Raw genomic sequence first — 20216 nt, 5'->3', positions numbered from 1 at the left:
CCCTTTGGCATATGTTGGTGATGTTGTTGGAACTGGATCTTCAAGAAAATCAGGAATCAACTCAGTTCAATGGCATATGGGAAGAGATATTCCAGGTGTTCCAAATAAAAGAACAGGTGGAGTTGTAATTGGTTCAATCATTGCTCCAATTTTCTTCAACACAGCAGAAGATTCAGGATGTTTACCAATCGAAGCAAATGTTGATAGTATTGAAACTGGAGATGTTATTACATTAAAACCATACGCTGGTGAAATCTTAAAAGATGGAAAAGTTGTATCTACATTTAAATTAAGCCCAAATACTTTAACAGATGAGATGAGAGCTGGTGGAAGAATTCCTTTAATTATTGGAAAAGGATTAACTGCAAAAGCTAGAGAAGCTTTAAAATTAGGTGCTTCAACTGCATTTATTGCTCCTGAGCAACCTGCAAACAACGGAAAAGGTTATACTCAAGCACAAAAAATGGTTGGAAGAGCTTGTGGTGTTGAAGGTATTAAACCAGGTATGTATGTTGAGCCAATCGCTACAACTGTAGGAAGCCAAGATACAACAGGACCAATGACAAGAGATGAGATTAAAGAACTTGCAGCATTAAGTTTTGGTGCTGATATGGTTATGCAATCATTCTGTCACACAGCTGCTTATCCAAAACCAGCTGATATTAAATTAAGACATACTTTACCAGATTTCATCAACTCAAGAGGTGGAGTTACACTTAAGCCAGGTGATGGTGTTATTCACTCATGGTTAAATAGATTATGTTTACCAGATACTGTAGGTACTGGTGGAGATTCTCATACAAGATTCCCAATTGGTATATCTTTCCCTGCAGGTTCAGGACTTATTGCATTCGCAGCAGTTACAGGTATGATGCCTTTAACTATGCCAGAATCTGTTTTAGTTAAATTTAGTGGAAAAATGCAACCAGGAATTACTCTAAGAGATTTAGTAAATGCTATTCCATACTATGCAATTAAACAAGGACTGTTAACTGTTCCTAAGAAAAACAAAAAGAATATCTTTGCTGGAAAAATTATTGAAATTCAAGGTTTACCAGAGTTAAAAGTTGAACAAGCGTTTGAATTATCAGATGCATCAGCTGAAAGAAGTGCTGCTGCTTGTTCTGTTCAATTAAACAAAGAGCCAATTATTGAATACCTATCTTCAAATATTGCTTTAATTGAAAAAATGATTGAAGAGGGTTATGAAGATGCAAAAACTCTTCAAAGAAGAGCTGATAAGATGAAAGAGTGGATTAAAAAACCAGAACTATTAGAGCCAGATTCAGATGCTGAATATGCAGCTGTAATTGATATTAACTTAGATGATATTAAAGAGCCAATTTTAGCTTGTCCAAACGATCCAGATGATGTTGCAACATTATCAGAAATTTTAGCTGATGACTCTAGACCTAAAAATATTGATGAAGTATTTGTTGGTTCTTGTATGACAAATATTGGGTTATTTAGAGCATTAGGAGAAGTATTAAAAGGTGAAGGTGTTGCTAAAGCAAAACTATGGGTTGCACCTCCAACAAAAATGGATGAAGCTCAATTAACAGAAGAGGGATACTACGCAGCATTTGCAGCAGCAGGTGCTAGAATAGAAATTCCTGGATGTTCACTATGTATGGGTAACCAAGCACAGGTGAGTGAAGGTTCAACAGTATTCTCTACATCTACAAGAAACTTTGATAACAGACTTGGTAAAAACTCTAAAGTTTATTTAGGTTCTGCTGAAGTTGCTGCTGTTGCTGCACTTTTAGGAAGATTACCATCTGTTCAAGAGTATTTAGATATCGTTGCTAAAAAAATCAATGAAAGCAACAAAGATGGAGTTTACAAATACTTAAACTTCCACCAAGTGACATCTGAACACTTAACTACACTTTTAACTTCAAGATAATATTGTCTTAAAATAAAAGTCTCAAGCCTCTAGATTTTATCTAGGGGCTTTTTTTATCTCTACTTAAAAAATGACACTTTTGTGACTTTTTACCTCACTACTACTTAAGAAAAACTCCCCTAAACTCTCAAGGTTAAAAGGAGTTTGAATGATAGAATATATTATAAAAAGGGATGGCAAAAAAGTTAATTTTGAAGCATTTAAAATTGAAGATGCTATTAAAAAAGCTTTTAAAAGTGTAAATATATCTTATGATAAATCAATATTTTTATCAGTTTTATTTGAAATAGAATCAAAAAATATAAAAGTTGTTGAAGATATTCAAGATTTAATAGAAAAAGAGCTTTATAAATCAAACTATTTTGATGTTATGAAATCTTTTATGCTCTATAGACACCTTCACAAAATCCAAAGAGAACAGATTTTGGGACTTAGTGATGATACAACTTATGTAAACTCGACTCAAACAATACAAGAGTATATAAATGGTGAAGATTGGAGAATAAAAGCAAATTCAAATACAGGATATTCTCATGCTGGACTTATAAACAATAGTGCTGGAAAATTAATAGCAAACTATTGGCTTGATAAGATTTATACAAAAGAGCAAGGATATGCTCATAGAAATGCAGATATTCATATTCATGATTTAGATTGTCTAAGTGCTTATTGTGCTGGATGGAGTTTGAGAGTTTTACTTGATGAGGGATTTAATGAAGTGCGAGGAAGAGTTGAAAGTAAGGCTCCAAATCACTTTAGAGAAGCTTTAGGACAGATGGCAAATTTCTTAGGAATACTTCAAAGTGAGTGGGCAGGAGCTCAAGCTTTTAGCTCTTTTGATACATATTTAGCACCTTATGTTTTTAAAGATAAACTTGAATTTAAAGAGATAAAAAAAGCAATAAGAAGCTTTATTTATAACTTAAATGTTCCAGCACGATGGGGACAAAGTCCATTTACAAATATAACTATCGATTGGACGGTTCCTAGTGATTTAAAAGATCAAATTCCAACACGAAATCAAGAGCATCTATTTAAAGATTTAAAAGATGATGAGCTTTTAAAAGAGGCAAAAAATAGGGGAGTTTCAACTTTTGAAGAGCTTACATATAAACATTTTCAAAAAGAGATGAATATTATAAATAGAGCTTACTATGAGATTATGACACAAGGGGATAAAACAGGTCAGCCATTTACTTTTCCAATTCCAACTGTAAATATCACTGAAGATTTTGACTGGAATGGAGAAAATACAGATATTTTATTTGAAAATACTGCAAAAATAGGAAGTAGCTATTTTCAAAATTTTATTGGAAGTCAGTATAAAAAAGATGAATTTGGCAATTTAATAGAAAATAAAGAGGCTTATAAACCAGGACATGTAAGAAGTATGTGTTGCAGACTTCAACTTGACTTAAGAGAGCTTTTAAAACGAGGTGGAGGACTTTTTGGAAGTGCCGAAATGACTGGAAGTATTGGAGTTGTTACTTTAAATATGGCAAGACTTGGATATTTGTATAAAAATGATAAAAAAGGTTTATATAAAAGAGTTGAAGAGTTGATGGACTTATCAAAAGATAGTTTAGAGAAGAAAAGGGTTTTTGTACAAGAGATGTATGATAGAGGTTTATATCCATATACAAAAAGATATTTAAAGCACTTTAACAACTACTTTTCAACTATTGGAGTAAATGGAATAAATGAGATGCTTCAAAATTTTTTTGAGAAGAGTGTTGATTTATCAACAAAAAAAGGGATAGATTTTGTTTTAGAGTTATTAGATTTTATGAGAGATAAAATGGTTCAATATCAAAAAGAGAGTGGAAATCTTTACAATCTTGAAGCAACACCAGCAGAAGGTACAACTTATAGATTTGCAAAAGAGGATAAAAAAAGATACAAAGATATTATTCAAGCAGGATTTGAAAAAAATATCTACTATACAAACTCTTCGCAACTTCCAGTTGATTATACAGATGATCCGTTTGAAGCTTTGAGTTTACAAGATGATTTACAGTGTAAATATACAGGTGGAACAGTTTTACATCTTTATATGAAAGAGAAGATATCAAGCATTGAAGCTTGTAAAAAGATGGTAAAAAATGTAATTTCAAACTTTAGATTGCCATATATTACAATTACGCCTCTTTTTTCAGTTTGTCCAATTCATGGATATTTAAATGGCGAATATGAGTATTGTCCAAAATGTGATGATGAAATTTTAAAAAAGGAGCTAGAAGATGGAAAAAACAAAATTGCTTGAGAAAAATATAGATAAAAGAACAAAGTGTATAGTATATACTAGAGTTATGGGTTACCATAGACCAGTTGAAAGTTTTAATATAGGAAAAAAAGGTGAACACAAGCAAAGAGTTAAATTTATTGAATCAAAAAATTGTTTATGACTTTACAAAGTTTACTACAACAGATTACACAAATGAACTATCTTGTGTAGTCTGGTTTAGCTCTTGTAATCTAAGATGTGCTTATTGTTATAATGATAATATAGTTAAGAGCAAACAAGGAGAATACTCTTCAAATGATATTTTAAACTTTTTAAGCTCAAGAATAGGGCTTTTAAGTGCTGTTGTACTATCAGGTGGAGAGGCTTTGATGTATGATTTAGTGCCATTTTGTAAAGAGATAAAAAAGATGGGATTTAAAATAAAATTAGATACAAATGCAACATATCCAAAGAGATTAAAAGAGCTAATCTCTTTAAATCTTATTGATTTTGTATCAATAGATTTTAAAGCACCCAAGAGTAAATATAAACTTGTAACAAAGAAAGATAGCTATGAAAAAACTATAAAAAGTATTAAATATCTAATAGATATAAACTTTCCTTTTGAACTAAGAACTACTGTAAATACTAATCTTTTAAATGAAAATAATATAAACGAAATTATAGAAACTATTTCTTGTATAGGTTATAAAAATGTTTATTATATACAAAACTTTTTGCAAACCAAATCAAATCTTGGAAATATAACTCAAAATAGAGATTTAAATAGAGATTTAATCAAAAAAGATATCTTAAAAATAGAGTTTAGAGATACTTAGTATTAAATATGTGTAAAAGTGGATTAATTTTTATCCAAATTAAAAGTGAAATAAATAAATAAGTTCTTTTAATATTATCTTAAGTTAATTTCAAAGATAATCAAAGTCAAATTTTTATTAGGAGAAGTTATGAAACTTACGAAAATTATTTTACCAGTAGCTGCGGCTGCATTGTTGTTTGTTGGATGTGGTTCAAAAGACCCTGAGGCAAATTTAGCGCCTGAGGAGTGTATTGTTAGTAATTTAAAAGCACCTCTATGGGTTTGTGGAAACTTAGATAGTTTAAGCAAAGGTGATAAAAAATATGCGAGTGCTTCTGCTCCTATGTCAAAACTTGGAAGAGAGTTTACAAGAAAGCAAGCATTAGCAAAAGCTAGAGCAAATATGGCTGATGATTTAAAATCTGATGTAATTTCACAAGTTCAAGAAGAAGCAAGTGAGAGACAAATAGATGATAATGTTACTGTAAATAGAGTTTCAGAACAAGCTATTAGACAAATTGCAAGTTTAACACTAAAAGGTACGTCACAAGTTAGTTCTTGGGAAGATACAGTTGCAAAAGATTTGTATGTTTTAATTGCTATTCCAAAAGCAAATATTGACGATGAAATTAATAAAGCATTTGATAGTGTTTCAAGATAAGGAATAAAACACATGAGAAACTTACTATTATTAATTGCTTTTGCATTTTTATTCGCTGGATGTAGCCAAAAAGTTTTAATTGAGACTACAAAACCAGCAAAACTTGATAGAGCAGCGTCTAAAAAGAAGATTGCTGTTATGGATTTCAATCAAGATACAGTTCATTTAGGTGGAAAAATAGAGTCTGCTTTAAATAGCACTATGGTAAACAATGAGCAATTTTTTACTATTGTAAATAGAAATGCTATTGATACAATTTTAAAAGAGCAAAAATTTCAATACTCTGGACTTGCTAGCACTAAAGAGAATGTAAAAATTGGAGAACTTTTAGGTGCTCAAGCACTTATTATTGGAAAAGTAAATACAGGTGATGAAGTTCAACCTACTCAAGAGGTAAGAACTAGATGTATAGATCAAAAATGTACAAGAACTCAAGCATATTATGTAACTTGTCACATTTATAGATACTCTTTAGGTGCAAATTTATCTATGGTTGATGTTGAAAGAGGGGATTTAATTTATACAAATAATTATATTAAACAAAAAGAGTATAAAGAGTGCCCAATGGATTCAGGAGATGCTATGAATTTGGCTATTAGTTTAGCTACTTCACTTTTAAAAGAGGAGAAGCCAGAAAAAAATGTTGTATTTGATAGAATGGCAGATGAAGTAGTAAAAGAGTTTTTACCAAATATTGCTCCAACAACTCATAAATTCTATGTTGTAATTTTAGATAGTCCAGAAATTAGTTATACAAAAGAGCAAACAGCTAAACTTGAAGCTGCTTTAGAGTATTTAAAACATAGTAGAACTGATAGAGCTGAAGAGATTTTAAGTGATTTATTAACATCAACAAATGATAAATGTTTTGTTGCAGCATATGATCTTGGTGTTATAAAAGAGGCTAAGGGTGAATTAGAAAATGCAAAACAACTTTATAATTTAGCTGATAGATTAACTCTAAAACCAAATAAAACTATAAATGAAGCAATAGTTAGAATAAATGAAGCGATTAATGATCAAAATAGATTAAATAATCAAGCTTCAAAAACAAAAGGTAAGAAAAAATAGATGAAAAAGTCAATTATTTTTTTAATAATTGCACTATTTTTAGTTTCTTGTTCAAAAACAAATCCACAGCCTCAGCAAGAGGCTACTGGATATCCAAATTGGTACTTAAATCCTACACCAAATGGTATGATATATCTTTATGGAGTAGGAGAGGGTAGAAATTTGAATGAAGCTACAAAAAGTGCTTTGGAAAATCTCTCTTCGAGACTTTTAGTTACAGTAAAATCAAATACAACAATATCAGAAAAATCATATAGAGACTTTAGAGAATACGCAAGTAGTACTACAACTTCTGAAATAAATAGCCAAACAGCAGAGCTTGGATTAAAAAATTACAAGGTTGATTATAGTGTTTATTATGGTGGAAAGAATTTAGTACAAGTAAGTATCAAAAGAGATGATTTGATTCAAACTCTAAAAAATGATATTGAAGCACTCTATAGTGAACTTGATTTTGTAAAAAAACAGTCTGATGATACTTTAAATTTATATTTAAAAGAGCAAGAGCTTTTAGATAAGTTTTATGCAAGCTCAAATAAAGCTCAAGTACTTGATTCATTAGGATATGATAGTAAGTTTATTTCAAAAACAAACTCTCTAAGAAATGAAGTAAATAGCTTGAAAAATAGAACAACTTTCTATATAAGTTCAGATTTTGAGTCTTCAAAATATAAAAACATATTTAAAGATAGTCTTATAAAAAGAGGATTTAAAGTTTTAAATAGTGGTGGGCTTTATGAGTTAAATCTAAGCTCAGAAGTTTCAAGAAAATCTCCACAAGGATTTTATATAGTTGAAAATATATTAAGTGTAACTTTGCTTGATTCTAGTAAACATGAAGTTAAAACAAATGTTATTGAGTTAAAGGGTGCTAGTTCAAGAAATTATGAAGATGCAGGATTAAACTCTATTAAAGAGCTAAAAGAGCTTCAAGAAGAAGAAAATATACTACCATTTTAAGCTTGTTGGTTGCGGAAACAGGATTTGAACCTGTGACCTTCGGGTTATGAGCCCGACGAGCTACCTGGCTGCTCTATTCCGCGATTTAAAAGTGGATGGGGTAGAAGGATTCGAACCTTCGAATGACGGTACCAAAAACCGTTGCCTTACCGCTTGGCGATACCCCAAGAAGAACCGAAATTGTACCAAAAAATCGATGTTGTGTCAAGTTTTTATATTAGATTTTACTTATTTTGATATAATTTGCAAAAATTTAAATGAAGAGAAAATAATATGGATGCAATAACAAGAGTAAAAGAAGCAATAGAAGAGATAAAAAAAGGCAATATGGTAATTATGCTTGATGATGAAGATAGAGAAAATGAAGGAGATTTAGTATATTCAGCAGCATTAAGTACGCCTGAACTTGTAAATTTTATGGTAACTCACGCCAAAGGTTTAGTTTGTGTTAGTGTTCCTTTTGAAACAGCTAAGCGACTTGAACTAAATCCAATGGTAACATCAAACACATCTTCTTATGAGACAGCATTTACAGTATCTGTTGATGATGCAAATGCAGCAACAGGAATTAGTGCAATAGAAAGAGACAATACAATAAAAATTTTAGCAAATCCAATATCAAAAGCTACAGAGCTTGTAAGACCAGGACATATATTTCCACTTATTGCAAAAGATGGTGGAGTATTAGTTAGAACAGGTCACACAGAAGGAAGTGTTGATTTATGTAAGTTAGCTGGATTAAAAGGTGAAGCTGTTATTTGTGAAATTCTAAAAGAAGATGGAACAATGGCAAGAAGAGATGATTTAGATATTTTTGCAGCTAAACACAATTTAAAACAGATATATATATCAGATTTAGTTGAATATAGACTTGCAAATGAAACTTTAGTTTGTGAAGTTTCTAGCTCAAATATCGAATTTTTTGGTAAAGAAGCTATTAAAAAAGAGTTTAAAGACCATCTTGAAAATATTCATACAGTTATTCTTTTTGGAAAAGAAGAAGATGTAAATCATGTAAAATTTCATACAATAAGACCTGATATTAAAATATTTTTAAATGACCATAAATTAAACTCTATGTTAAAAACTATCAACTTTTTACAAGCAAAGGGTGGAGTTTTAATATTTTTAAATAACTCAAATAAAAATCAAGAATTAGAAAAAAACTATGGAATAGGGGCTCAAATACTAAACTCTTTAAAAATTAAAAAAATTAAGCTAATGACAAGTGGAGGAAAACACTCTTTTGTAGGACTTCAAGGTTTTGGTTTGGAGATTTTAGAAGAGATACAAATAGAGGGATAAAAAACCTTCTATTGTATGTTTTCAATAAAGAGGTTTATATTAAACCTCTTTATTTTTTATTATAGCTGTGGTCCAGCAGCTGTAAAATCATATTCACTTTCAAGTGTTAAATACTTTTTAAAGTTTTCTATATACATCTCTGCTAATTTTCTTTTTGCTTTGTCATACTCAAGTGGATCTGACCATGTATATCTAGGAGTTAATACATGAGTATCTACACCTTTTAGAGTTTTTGGAATTTTTAAATTAAATATAGTCATATTTTGGAACTCTGAATCATTTATAGAACCATCTAAAATAGCATTAATACAAGCTCTAGTGTTTTTTATACTCATTCTTTTTCCAACACCATAAGGACCACCTGTCCAACCTGTATTTACTAAATATACATTTACATTATGCTCATCTATTTTTTTACCTAAAAGTTCAGCATAAACTGTAGGATTTAAAGGTAAGAAAGCCTCTCCAAAACATGAAGAGAATGTTGCGATTGGCTCAGTAATTCCTCTTTCAGTTCCAGCAACTTTTGCAGTATAACCGCTTAAAAAGTAGTACATAGCTTGTTGTTTATCAAGTTTTGCAACTGGAGGTAAAACACCAAAAGCATCAGCACATAGGAATATAATATTTTTTGGATGACCACCTCTCATTGTTGGAGCATGATTTTCAATATGTTCAATTGGATAAGAGACTCTAGTATTTTCTGTTTTTGATTTATCAGAGTAGTCTACAACTCCATTCTCATCTGCAACAATATTTTCTAAAATAGCACCCTTTTTAATAGCACCAAAAATTTCAGGCTCACTATCTGGATCAAGATTGATTACTTTTGCGTAACAACCACCCTCAAAGTTAAATACACCTTTATCATCCCAACCATGCTCATCATCACCAATTAAAGCTCTGTTTGGATCTGTTGAAAGTGTAGTTTTTCCTGTTCCACTAAGTCCAAAAAATAGTGCTGTATCACCATCTTTTCCAATATTAGCAGAGCAGTGCATTGGAAGTTTTCCTTCTAATGGAAGCCAGTAGTTCATCATAGAGAAGACACCTTTTTTCATCTCTCCAGCATACCAAGTACCACCAATAATAGCTTGATTCTCTTCTACATTAAATATAACATAAACTTCAGAGTGTAAACCATGACTTACATAAGACATATCTACTGTTTTACATGCATTATAGATTGTAAAATCAGGTTTAAAGTTTTCAAGCTCTTCTTGTGTTGGAAGAATAAACATATTTTGAATAAAATGAGCTTGCCAAGCAACTTCAGTTACAAATCTAACAGCTCTTCTTGAATCTAGTGAAGAACCACAGTAAACATCTGTTATAAAAATATCTTTATTGCTAAGTTGTTTTTTTGAAAGTTTTAATAAATCTTCATATACATCTTTAGAAACTTTTCTATTAATATCACCCCAAGCTATATATTTATTTGATGGGTCTTGATTAACAAAGAATTTATCTTTTGGACTTCTACCAGTAAAAATACCAGTATCAATCATCAAAGCACCAGTTGAAGATATTTTAGCACCCTCATTTTTAACCGCAAAATCAATTAAAAAATCAATATCTGAATTCCTAAATATAGTACCAACGTTTTCTAAACCTAATGAGTCTTTAATATTAGACATAACTTATATTCCTATTCTAATTTTTAATTAAGAAATTTTATCCAAAAAAAGATAAAACTTTCTTTTATGCTATAACCGCTAAAACTTGACCTTCATCAACCGCTTTTGATGGTTCTGTAAGGATTTTACTAATAGTTCCATTTGCAGTTGCAACGACATCGATTTCCATTTTCATAGCCTCTAAAATCATTATTTGTTGATCTTTTTGAACTACATCCCCCTCTTTTACAAGAATTTTCCATACATTTCCATTTACAGGAGCTGTAACTTCATTTCCAGAATAAGTAGGTTTTGAAGCCACTACTTCAGTTTTTTGAACAGTTTGTTGTTGAACAGCAGGTTGAGCTACTTGAATGTTTTGAACATTGCCATCAAAAACAGATACATTAAATCTTTGACCATCTACAACAACTGTATAGTTACCATTTGACATTTTTTCTCCTTTTTTACTAGATTCATCTTTTGTTGAATTTTTTCTAACATTTAAAGGAGCTTCTCCTTTTAAATATGTAATACCCTTTTCATCGCAAGCAGCAGCAATAAAAATATTCTCTTCAGTTGCTTCTATACCTTCAATCTCTAATCTTTGTTTCCAAACACTAACTCTTTTTTTAGGATCAGCATCAGCAATATCCAAAGGATTTAGTGTTGTTGGTTCTAGTTTTAGTTTTTCACTTGCTAATTTAATAATCTCTTTATCAGCAGGAACTGGAGTTTTACCAAAATATCCTAAAACCATTCTTCCATAACCTGGAGCTATTTGTTTCCAAGGTCCAAACATAACATTTGCATATGCTTGTTGCCAATAAAATTGAGATACAGGAGTTACGCTTGTACCAAATCCACCTTTTACAACTACTTCTTGCATAGCTTTAATAACTTCAGGGAATTTATCAAGTGTTCCATTGTCTCTCATCATTTGAGTGTTTGCAGTTAGTGCACCACCTGGCATTGGTGAGAATGGTATAAGAGGTGAAACTTGAGTAGCTTCAGGTGGAAGGAAGTAATCTTTTAAACAATCTGCAAGTACTTCTTCATATTTTAGAATCTTATCAATTTCTAATCCACCTAAATCATAGTTCATACCTTTAGTTGCATGAAGCATTGTAAGAATATCAGGTTGGCTTGTTCCTCCACTTACAGGACTTGCAGCTAAATCAATACCATCAGCACCAGCTTCTAAAGCAGCAAGATAACAAGCAACTGAAACTCCAGCTGTTTCGTGAGTATGAAGTCTAATATGAGTAGAATCACCTAAAAGTTTTCTAGCCATCTTAATTGTTTCAAAAATTTTATTTGGACTACTTGTTCCACTTGCATCTTTAAAACAAATAGAGTCAAATGGTAATCCACTATCTAAAATATTTCTTAGAGTCTTTTCATAAAAAGGAACATCATGAGCACCTGTGCAGTTTGGTGGCAAATCCATAAGTGTTACAACAGCTTCATGTTTTAATCCATGATTTTTAATACATTGAGCACTATATTCAAGATTTTGAACATCATTTAATGCATCAAAATTTCTAATAGTTGTTGTTCCATGTTTTGCAAATAGTTTTGCGTGAAGATCAATTAATTCTCTACTTCCAGTATCAAGCATAACTGTATTAATACCTCGAGCTAGAGTCTGTAAGTTTGCATCAGGACCAACAATAGCTCTAAATTTATCCATCATTTCAAATGCATTTTCATTTAGATAAAAAAACAGAGATTGAAATCTAGCCCCTCCACCAAATTCAAAGTGAGTTATTCCAGCATCTCTTGCAGCTTCAACAGCTGGAAAGAAGTCATTCATTAAAACTCTTCCTCCAAAAACAGATTGAAATCCATCTCTGAAAGTTGTATCCATAATATCTATGTATTTTTTTGCCATTAAATTTTAACCTTTATTATTGTGATGTTTTATTGCAGCTACAATAGCAGCTACTTTTTTTGAATCAATTCCATAAGAGTTTTGTGGAATTTGTGAGATTACATTGTTGTAAACTATATTTTGAGGAGCAATAGTTTTTGGTTTTGGGAAAAACTCAACAAAAGTTACACCTTTTGCTTTTAATAAAAATCCAATAATTAATAAAGAAGTAGAAATTATCCCCATAATTATAAAAAAGCCTTCAATCAAGGTTAGCATATTGTCTCCCAATGAATTAAAATTAAAACGAAATAATATAGAAATTAAGCTTTATATATAGTTACAAAAGTACAAAATTGTAAAAAAAGTGTATTGATAAATCTAACATTTTGTAATATAATGTCAAAATCATTTCAAAAAGGAATAAAATGTTTAATATAGAAGATATAATTTTAAAATTAAAATCAATACTTATAGAAGATAGCAAAGGTAAAAAGATTTTCGATAAAGAGGTAGCTGAAGCTTTAGATTTAACTCAAGCGAACTTTGCAACTATGAAAAATAGAGGAAAAATTCCATATTCAAATATTTTGAATTTTTGTGCAAAAAGAAAAATCTCAATTAATTGGCTTTTATATAATCAAAGTCCAAACTCTTTAATAGATAGTACTGATAAATATTTTGTTAAATATTATCCAAGTATTAGAGTAAGTGCTGGAGGAGGAGCTTATGATGATGAAGATTCATTTGAAAGTTTAGAACTTCCTACATATTTTTTAGATATTTTAGGTGGGCAGGATAAACTTAAAAATATAGATGCTATAAATGTAGTTGGAGACTCAATGGAGCCAACTTTAAACTCAAATAATATTATTTTTATAGATAAAACAAAAAATGATATTAGTAAAGATGGAATATATGCTTTTACAACTCCTTATGGTCTTTTTGTAAAAAGAGTTCAGAAAAGAGTTGATGGAAAGCTTGATATTATTTCAGATAATAAAGATTATCCAATTCAAATTTTAGATAAAAATGATATAACAATTTTAGGAAAAGTTATTAGTAGTTTTGGGAAAGTTTACTAAAACAAAGATGGTATGTTTTTTGATTTTGAAAAATAATCAAAAACATCACTATTTTTAAAACCAACTATATAAGCACAGTTAAATATATTTTTATTTAAAACACTCTTTAGCTCATCTATTGATTTAATAATAATTTGATCTTTTTCATCTAAAAAATCTAATTTTTTATTAGTAATATATATTGTTTTTGCATATTTATAATACTCTTTTATAAACTTTATCTCATATTCAACCAAAGATATATCATCTTGAGAAATTAAAAAAGTATCACTTTTTCCAAATTCAATTACTTTTAGATTTTTATCTAAAAATAGAGCTTTTAAGTTTTTAAAATTACTAAGCTTTGATAAATCTAAATCAATATCTTTAAAAAATTCTAAACAGTTTATTAAGCTTTTTATATATAAAGCTGCAATTTTAACTCTTGAAAAATATCTACTTTTATAGGAGAAGCTTAGTTCAAATAGTGAATGAATAGTTAAATTTTTTATAGATAACTTATCGATATCTTTTTCAAATATCTTAAATTGGCTAAAAATAGTGTTTAATACTCTTTCATTTTTTGAAATAACAATGCTGTCATCATCTATAATATCTATAAATTTAAAGATTTTTTCTAAACTATTTGGAAGTATAAAAACTTTTTTATTAAACATATTTCCAAATAGTGATTTTAAAAGTTCATAACTAATTGTATTGCACAAAAAAGCATCAACTTTTTTATTTGCAAGTTTAAATCTAAATATTTTTAAAATAGCAAGTTCTAAACTATCTACTTTTATAAATGCAACTTCAGAATCAATAGCTTTAAAATCATCTTCAAAAATAATAGCATAAGCTCCATTTTCAATTGCAATTTCAATAGAGTCAAAATCTTTTGCTATAAATAAATCAGCAGTTTTTACCTTTGAAGCATCTGTTTTTATACTATTAATAGAAGATATAGCAACTTGATTTAAAAGTTCACCGTTTACTATATCTATTATTGAAGAGATTTTCACTAGCTTATTTTTGTTCCAATTTTTTTAGGTTTTTCAGGTCTTATAAGACTTAAACCACTCTCATCTTTAGCTGCAAGTAACATACCTTCACTTAAAAGTCCCATTAATTTTGCAGGTTTTAAATTTGCAACAACACAAGCTTGAGTTCCTATTAACTCTTGAGCACTATAATACTCTTTAATTCCAGCAACAACTTGTCTAGGGCGATTTTCACCTAAATCAACTTTAAGTTGTAGAAGTTTTGATGATTTTGGAACCTCTTGCGCTTCAATTATTGTTCCAACTTTTATTGTTGTTTCAAAAAATTTATCAATTGTTATTAGATTTATTCCATCTAAATTTAGTGGTTCTAACTCCTCTTTTGCTTCATATTTACTCTCATCTTTTTGTAAAACAGTAACATCTGAAACATCTGGTTGAGCCAATTTAACATCCTCTATTCTTGGGAATAGGGCATCTATTTTTGTAATTTTAATATCATCTAAAAGATCTTTATTTACAATTAGTTTATTAAAGTTTGATGTTGATATTTCAAGACCCAAACAAGTTGCTATATCTTTGATTTTATGAGGCATAACACAATCTAATAATAAAGCTGCTTTTGCCATGATATTTGATATTAATGCAACTAAAGCCATAGCTTCATCATTTTTACCATCTTTTATTAAATTCCATGGTTCATAATCATTTATAGCTTTGTTTCCAATAGTTAAAATCTTCCAAATCTCTTCAAGATATCTATTTATTTGCATATTATAAATATATTGTTCTAGTGAATCTATAATAATATTTATCTCATCAATCTCTTTTTTATGAAATTTAAGAACATCTTTTGAGCTAACATTAAAGTCAAAATATTTTCCACTCATTCCTATAATTCTATTTAGTAAATTTCCTAAATCATTTCCTAAATCAGAGTTTATTCTATCAATTAATGCTTTTTGTGAAAAATCTCCATCTTGACCAAATGGAACCTCTCTTAAAAGGAAATATCTAAATGCATCAAGTCCATAAGCATCTGCTACCTCTTTAGGATTTACTACATTTCCTTTTGATTTACTCATTTTTTCACCATCTCTAGTCCACCAACCGTGAGCTGCAATATGTTTTGGTAGAGGAAGTTCTAAACTCATTAAAAATGCTGGCCAATAAATAGCGTGGAATCTTAAAATATCTTTTCCAACTAAGTGAATATTTGCAGGCCAAAAATTCATATTTTTTTCAGTTGTTCCATAACCTAAAGCTGTTGTGTAGTTTAATAAAGCATCAAGCCAAACATACATAACATGTTTTGGTTCATTCATAGAAATTGGTAGCTTAACTCCCCAATCAAAAGAGGTTCTAGAGATTGATAAATCTTTTAAACCATTTTTTACAAAGTTTACAATCTCATTTTTCTTTGCTCTTGGTAAAATGCAATCAGGATTATCTTCATACCATTTTAAAAGTCTATCTTCATATTTAGATAACTTAAAAAAGTAACTCTCCTCTTTTACAACTATTGTAGCTCTTCCACACTCTGGACAGAATTGCTCATCTACAAGGTTTGATTCAGTATGAAAAGTTTCGCAAGGTACACAATAAAAACCTTCATACTCATCTTTATAAATATCGCCTTTTTCATACATCTTTAAAAATGCATGTTGAACACCAGCTTTATGATCTTCATCTGTTGTTCTAATAAATTTATCGTAAGTTATATCAAAATCATCCCAAAGCGCTCTAAATTTTCCAGATACTTCATCAGCATACTCTTTTGCCGTTTTTCCTCTAGCTTCTGCGCTTTGAGCAATCTTTTGTCCATGCTCATCAGTTCCTGTTAGTAAATATGTGTTATGACCAACTAATCTTGAATATCTAGCTAACATATCAGCAATTATTGTTGTATATGCATGACCTATATGGGCTACATCATTTACATAATAAATTGGAGTTGTAATATAAACATTTTTACACTCTTTTTGCATTTTTTACCTTCTTTTAAAATTCAAATCCACCGCTTGAGCCTTTATTCATAGACTCATAAACAGCAAGTACATACTTTTTTCTAAGTTCACAATCAAAAAACTCATTACAAGGTTTGCAAGAGTTTAAACCATTTTTATTTTGACAAGAGTTAAGCTCTTGAAGCGTTTCCTCTAATCTTTGCTCCCAAATATCCAATATTTTTTCTTCAGACATTTTTTCCATAAACTTCTAAAACTCTATTTATCTCATTTTTTGAACCAAAAAAGCAAGGAGTTGTATCGTGAATATGAGAAGTTTCAACTTCTAAAACTCTTTTATATCCATCAACAGCAGCTCCTCCAGCTTTTTCATACACAAGAGCAAATGGGAAAACTTCAAATAGTTGTCTTAATTTTCCTTTTGGTTTATCACTAGTTCCTGGATATGAAAATAGTCCTCCACCTTTTAATAAAATTTGGTGAAGATCAGGAACCATACCACCACTATATCTTAATCTATATCCATCATTAAAAATATCATCAATTAACTGTTTATGAAATGGTGCCCAGCAGTTTTGAGTAGAACCAGGAGCATTAAGTTTTCCTTTTTCATTGAGTTTAATATTTTGAATAAATTTAAACTCACCATTTAAAAGTCTGTACATTTTAACATCATTTGTAGTTACAACCATCTCAACTCTTGGACCAAAAACTACATAAACAGAAGCAACTATATTTTTTGCATTGAACTCATTTTTATAAATACCATAAATAGAACCAACACTTAAATTTACATCAACCAATGATGAACCATCAAGTGGATCATAGGCTATTAGATACTCTCCATCTTTATTTAAGTTTAAAATCTCATCTTGCTCTTCACTGACAATTGCTTTAATATTTGGAACTTTTGAGAAAATCTCTTCAATTATCTGATCACTTTGAATATCAAGTTTTAATTGAACATCTCCTGTGCTATTTTCGCTTTGAGATTTTCCTGTATCTCCTGTCTCTATTAAATATTTTATTTTTATAGAAGCCTCTTGTATAGCTTTAATTATCTCTTGCATCTAAACCCTTTTTGCATTTTTATCTATCCAGTTTATTATCTCTTGAGGTTTGTTTAAATCTAAAATATCAAGACTTTTTGGAATATTATTTTTATTTATAGTTTCATCAATAGCAATTGCATTTGAAACATTAAAATAACTCTCATCAAGACTATTTCTAAAAACAGAGATTCTAGGAAGTTCCAAAGTTTTTAAACCCTCAACCAAAAGATAGTCAAAATCTTCAAAAATATCTATTAGTTCATCTATAGTTGAACTCTCTTTTTTAAAAATAGTTGTTTTATTTGGACTAACAACTGCAACATTTGCACCTGTTTGAGAGAATTTAAATGAGTCTTTACCCTCTCTATCAAACATCGCTTTATCTTTTGGGTCGTGTTTTATAATACACACCTTAAAATTACTATCCTGCAAAATACTTGCAACTTTAACAATAGCTGTTGTTTTACCACTATTTGATGGACCTGAAAATGCTACTACTAATCTTTTTTTATTCATGAAAGCAATTTTATCTAAATGATTGTTAAAAATATATTTTAAAGTGATTATAATGTATAATCTTTGCTTTAAAAAATAGGAAAAATTATGAAAAAAAGTCTACTTATATTTATAATCCCATTTGTTTTTGTAGCTTGTGGTGAAAAAAATAGTGCATTGAGGTTTTTTGACAAGAGTGAAAATGAGATAAATGCAATTAAAAATACAAAAAAATCTGATATTGTTTTAAGAAATGAAGTTGAAATTATATTTATGGCAACTCATCTAAATAAAGTTGATGAAAAGATAGATGACAGTGAAGATATTTTTTTGGTTTATACATATTTTACAGCTCTTGAAGAGCAAGATTATAGAAAAAATGGTTATGAAGTTTTATTAAATGGACAAACTCCAAAAAGTGTTGAGCTTTTAGATAAGGATGGTAAAAAATATGATGAGTTTATGTTAAAAAACTCTTGGGGGCAATATTTTTTAATCTCTTTTAATAACAAAGAGGAAGTTTCAAAACTAAAATTAGTTTTAAAACCAAAAACTACTGAGGCTGTTTTAAATTTTGAAAAATAGTTGATAGTGAAATTTTATTTTCACTATTTAAGTAGTTATTGTATATATAAAAGTTTGCTAAAACTCTTTTTCCATACTCTTTTGTCTCTTGATATGAAATCATCTCCATACTTAAAAATGGCTCATACTTATTTGTTTTTGTAAAAAGACCTTTTTTTAGTTGATTTTTTGTATATCCAGCTCCTCCATTGTATGCATATGCCACAAATAAAGGGTTGCTGTCAAACTGTTTTATTAAATTATCTAGATGAAAACTAGCATATTTTAAATTTTTTTCTGGAATAAATTGTTCGTAAATATTGTATGGTTCTTTTAATCTTCTTGCAATATCTTCAGATAAAAATGGCATTATTTGCATAATTCCTTGAGCTCCAGCAACTGAAATAGCAGATGGAATAAAACGACTCTCTTGTCTTGCTATTGCATAAATTAAAAGCTCTTTAAAAATTCCTTGCTCTTTTATAATATCTCTATATGGAGTTAAAAAATATTGAGTTTTAAAGTTATCATATCTTTCTAAAATATATGCAAGGTGAGTTTTTGTCTCTTTTGTATCTAAAATATCATAATATTTTGCAAGTTTCTCTTCATTTAACTCAGATCTTACATCATTATTAATATCAAACCAAGCAAAACTATCATAAATATTAAAACTAGAACTATTTTTATTTGTATCTAATGAATATATAATATTTGTTGGATATTTATTTAAAATCTCTTTTGCATACAAAGAGTATAGATTTGTATCATAACTATTTGCCAACTCTTCTAAATAATTTTTATCATCACTTGTTAAATAGAGCCAAAATAGGGCATTATCTTTTTGACTTCTTAAAAATGATTTTTTATATGATATTTTAAAAAAATTGTTTGCAAGTTTACTATTATTATGATTTACCTCATTAATTCCAAGTAAAAATGAGTTATATGCTGTAAGATTTTGGTTTTGATTTAAAATATAAAGTGATTTTTGGATATTTTTATATTCGTTATTGAAAATTACAACTCTTAAAAATTTATCAAAATCTCTATCTAAAACAATATTTTCTAAAAGTTCTTTGGTTAATTTTCTATTAAAATATTTAAGTCTATCTTGACCATTTGTTGCAAAGAAAAACTCTATAAATTTATTATGTTTATTAACCGAAAGCTCTTTAAAAATATTTTTTGAAGCCAATATTTGAAGATTCTCTTTTAAATTCTCATCTTTAATTTTTGGAATTAAATAGTGTAACTCTTTTTTTGATAATTTAAATAGTTTATTTACTGAATCTAAAGCTGTCTGTATGCAAGAGCTATCTTGTTTTATTAAAGTTTTAAAATCTGCATTTTTACAAAATTTTTCCTCTTCATTTAGCTCTTGTGCAAATTTTTGATTATATAATTTTTCTAAAGAGGCATTATAACCTCTTCTTAAATCATAGGCTTTTTGTGCTTCCTCTTTTGTAGTTGTATCATAGTTTAAAAATTGAACTATAAAAAAATCTCTCTCATTTGATTTTGGTTTATTTTCAAGCCACTCAAGAGTTACCTTGAAATCTTTTTCCATAAAATCGGCTGAAAACAAAGATGAGAATAGAGCAAAAACTAAAAATATTTTAAATACTATAGACATA

19 protein-coding genes and 2 tRNA genes are annotated in these 20216 nt (G+C 29.1%); 10 read left to right on the top strand and 11 right to left on the bottom strand.

Features of this window, described 5'->3' with window-relative positions; translation table 11 throughout:
* The 7 genes from WC168_RS00775 to WC168_RS00745 form a co-directional block, all read left to right on the top strand.
* Positions 1-1906, top strand: a 1906-nt coding sequence (locus WC168_RS00775) for a bifunctional aconitate hydratase 2/2-methylisocitrate dehydratase (protein WP_372616992.1), incomplete at its 5' end; no start/stop codon positions are given.
* Positions 1907-2054: 148 nt separating this feature from the next.
* Entirely contained in the window at positions 2055-4169 is a 2115-nt protein-coding gene (locus tag WC168_RS00770) for a ribonucleoside triphosphate reductase (RefSeq protein WP_372616990.1), read from the top strand.
* Positions 4147-4311, top strand: a complete 165-nt coding sequence (nrdD, locus tag WC168_RS00765; RefSeq protein WP_372616988.1) for an anaerobic ribonucleoside-triphosphate reductase — start codon at positions 4147-4149, stop codon at positions 4309-4311. The genes WC168_RS00770 and nrdD overlap by 23 nt, the downstream gene beginning before the upstream one ends.
* Positions 4289-4969, top strand: coding sequence for an anaerobic ribonucleoside-triphosphate reductase activating protein (locus WC168_RS00760; protein ID WP_372616986.1), 681 nt, complete (start codon positions 4289-4291; stop codon positions 4967-4969). Before nrdD ends, WC168_RS00760 begins: the two co-directional genes overlap by 23 nt.
* 129 nt (positions 4970-5098) lie before the next feature.
* Positions 5099-5611 (top strand): LPP20 family lipoprotein, encoded by a 513-nt coding sequence (locus WC168_RS00755; RefSeq protein ID WP_066408690.1) that lies wholly within the window; start codon positions 5099-5101, stop codon positions 5609-5611.
* Between the two features lie 12 nt (positions 5612-5623).
* The gene (locus WC168_RS00750) at positions 5624-6682 is read left to right on the top strand and encodes a CsgG/HfaB family protein (protein ID WP_129098432.1); all 1059 of its coding nucleotides are present in this window, start codon (positions 5624-5626) and stop codon (positions 6680-6682) included.
* On the top strand, positions 6683-7642 hold the full coding sequence (locus WC168_RS00745; RefSeq protein ID WP_372616983.1) for an LPP20 family lipoprotein: 960 nt from the start codon (positions 6683-6685) through the stop codon (positions 7640-7642).
* 6 nt (positions 7643-7648) lie between these two features.
* Here WC168_RS00745 and WC168_RS00740 read toward each other — a convergent pair.
* Both WC168_RS00740 and WC168_RS00735 read right to left on the bottom strand, forming a co-directional pair.
* Positions 7649-7725: transfer RNA gene (locus WC168_RS00740), tRNA-Met, on the bottom strand.
* 9 nt (positions 7726-7734) lie between these two features.
* A tRNA-Gln gene (locus tag WC168_RS00735) sits at positions 7735-7809 on the bottom strand.
* Positions 7810-7915: 106 nt separating this feature from the next.
* On the opposite strand from WC168_RS00735, the gene WC168_RS00730 reads away from it, so the two are divergent.
* The gene (locus tag WC168_RS00730) at positions 7916-8947 is read left to right on the top strand and encodes a bifunctional 3,4-dihydroxy-2-butanone 4-phosphate synthase/GTP cyclohydrolase II (RefSeq protein ID WP_066161295.1); all 1032 of its coding nucleotides are present in this window, start codon (positions 7916-7918) and stop codon (positions 8945-8947) included.
* Positions 8948-9006: 59 nt separating this feature from the next.
* Here the strand turns inward: WC168_RS00730 and pckA are convergent, their stop codons facing one another.
* From pckA to WC168_RS00715, 3 genes are all read right to left on the bottom strand, one after another.
* The gene (gene pckA / locus WC168_RS00725; RefSeq protein ID WP_066161294.1) at positions 9007-10584 is read right to left on the bottom strand and encodes a phosphoenolpyruvate carboxykinase (ATP); all 1578 of its coding nucleotides are present in this window, start codon (positions 10582-10584) and stop codon (positions 9007-9009) included.
* Between the two features lie 64 nt (positions 10585-10648).
* On the bottom strand, positions 10649-12457 hold the full coding sequence (locus tag WC168_RS00720; RefSeq protein ID WP_372616980.1) for a biotin/lipoyl-containing protein: 1809 nt from the start codon (positions 12455-12457) through the stop codon (positions 10649-10651).
* Positions 12458-12463: 6 nt separating this feature from the next.
* Complete coding sequence (locus tag WC168_RS00715) at positions 12464-12682, bottom strand: OadG family protein (RefSeq protein ID WP_170256942.1); 219 nt, start codon at positions 12680-12682, stop codon at positions 12464-12466.
* Between the two features lie 182 nt (positions 12683-12864).
* On the opposite strand from WC168_RS00715, the gene WC168_RS00710 reads away from it, so the two are divergent.
* On the top strand, positions 12865-13521 hold the full coding sequence (locus WC168_RS00710) for a helix-turn-helix transcriptional regulator (RefSeq protein WP_066161291.1): 657 nt from the start codon (positions 12865-12867) through the stop codon (positions 13519-13521).
* Here WC168_RS00710 and WC168_RS00705 read toward each other — a convergent pair.
* The 5 genes from WC168_RS00705 to mobB are packed head-to-tail and all read right to left on the bottom strand — an operon-like array spanning position 13518 to position 18036.
* Positions 13518-14522, bottom strand: a complete 1005-nt coding sequence (locus tag WC168_RS00705) for a peptidoglycan synthetase (RefSeq protein WP_372616977.1) — start codon at positions 14520-14522, stop codon at positions 13518-13520. The genes WC168_RS00710 and WC168_RS00705 overlap by 4 nt on opposite strands.
* Complete coding sequence (metG, locus tag WC168_RS00700) at positions 14522-16489, bottom strand: methionine--tRNA ligase (RefSeq protein ID WP_372616975.1); 1968 nt, start codon at positions 16487-16489, stop codon at positions 14522-14524. Before metG ends, WC168_RS00705 begins: the two co-directional genes overlap by 1 nt.
* A 13-nt stretch (positions 16490-16502) precedes the next feature.
* Positions 16503-16703, bottom strand: coding sequence for a hypothetical protein (locus tag WC168_RS00695; protein ID WP_066161298.1), 201 nt, complete (start codon positions 16701-16703; stop codon positions 16503-16505).
* Positions 16696-17538, bottom strand: coding sequence for a class 1 fructose-bisphosphatase (locus WC168_RS00690; protein WP_066408538.1), 843 nt, complete (start codon positions 17536-17538; stop codon positions 16696-16698). Before WC168_RS00690 ends, WC168_RS00695 begins: the two co-directional genes overlap by 8 nt.
* Complete coding sequence (gene mobB, locus WC168_RS00685) at positions 17539-18036, bottom strand: molybdopterin-guanine dinucleotide biosynthesis protein B (RefSeq protein WP_372616973.1); 498 nt, start codon at positions 18034-18036, stop codon at positions 17539-17541.
* A gap of 87 nt (positions 18037-18123) precedes the next feature.
* On the opposite strand from mobB, the gene WC168_RS00680 reads away from it, so the two are divergent.
* Complete coding sequence (locus tag WC168_RS00680; RefSeq protein WP_066161286.1) at positions 18124-18600, top strand: hypothetical protein; 477 nt, start codon at positions 18124-18126, stop codon at positions 18598-18600.
* Here the strand turns inward: WC168_RS00680 and WC168_RS00675 are convergent.
* Positions 18569-20215, bottom strand: coding sequence for a lytic transglycosylase domain-containing protein (locus WC168_RS00675; protein ID WP_066351306.1), 1647 nt, complete (start codon positions 20213-20215; stop codon positions 18569-18571). The genes WC168_RS00680 and WC168_RS00675 overlap by 32 nt on opposite strands.
* Between the last annotated feature and the right edge of the window lies 1 nt (position 20216).

It is taken from the genome of Aliarcobacter sp. (assembly GCF_041672065.1).
GTDB classification, from domain to species: domain Bacteria; phylum Campylobacterota; class Campylobacteria; order Campylobacterales; family Arcobacteraceae; genus Aliarcobacter; species Aliarcobacter skirrowii.
This window is presented reverse-complemented; position numbering and strand designations above follow the sequence as displayed.